This window comes from Shewanella sp. 5_MG-2023 (assembly GCF_030547465.1).
Taxonomy (GTDB): Bacteria; Pseudomonadota; Gammaproteobacteria; order Enterobacterales; family Shewanellaceae; genus Shewanella.
The window spans coordinates 1-773 of record NZ_JAUORC010000090.1 but is presented as its reverse complement, the minus strand read 5'-3'; the positions used below and the strand labels follow the sequence as shown (position 1 = coordinate 773).

1 protein-coding gene and 1 pseudogene are annotated in these 773 nt (G+C 35.7%); both read right to left on the bottom strand.

Annotated features, from left to right (window positions below):
• Positions 1 to 194 (bottom strand): annotated as a pseudogene (locus Q4557_RS19810) (flagellin FliC); the annotation flags it as partial.
• 300 nt (positions 195 to 494) lie between these two features.
• Positions 495 to 773 (bottom strand): flagellin (locus Q4557_RS19805; RefSeq protein ID WP_303415055.1); only part of this gene is annotated, 279 nt, incomplete at its 5' end.

The window sequence follows — 773 nt, the reverse complement described above, 5'->3', positions numbered from 1 at the left end:
ATGCCCACTTCTAAACCATTTGTTTGAGAAGTTAGTCGATTGGAAATTGCTAGGCCCGCAGCATCATCTTTTGCACTATTAATACGTAACCCAGATGACAAACGCTCCATAGAGGTGGCTAAAGCACTACCTGAAGCGTTTAAATTTTTCTGAGCTTTCATTGATGTTACGTTAGTATTTACTGTAATCGCCATAATTTGATTTCCTCTTTATGCCTGACTTAAAAACTTGCCTGTCTTTATTGCCAGGCGGGTCTATTGGGTTACAAATACTGTAACGGCAGCATACTTTTATTCTTTAGCTTTTTTTTTAAACAATTTGAATTTTATGAGACTTAACACCCTAAACCCTAGGCATAACAGGCGGTTGCAGAATAAAAAATGGAAGAATACAAAATGAAAATTAAATTAAATTAAATTAAATTTCAGGCACAAAAAAATCCATCATAAAAAATTATGATGGATTTTAAAGAGTAGAACTAAAATACTAAGAGCTTATCCCAATAGAGATAACGCAACCTGTGGTAATTGATTCGCTTGCGCAAGCATCGAACTACCAGTTTGCTGTAATACTTGGTTCTTAGTCATTTCAGCTGTTTCTTTTGCAAAATCCACATCAACAATACGACTTTTAGCATCTGCAACGTTGGCTTGTGTATTAGCATTATTTGCAATGTTATGGCTTAGTCGATTTTGAATCGCACCTAAATTACCACGCTCTGTATCAAGCGCTGTAATCTTGTCATCGATTGCTTGAATTGTACCCGTATCTTC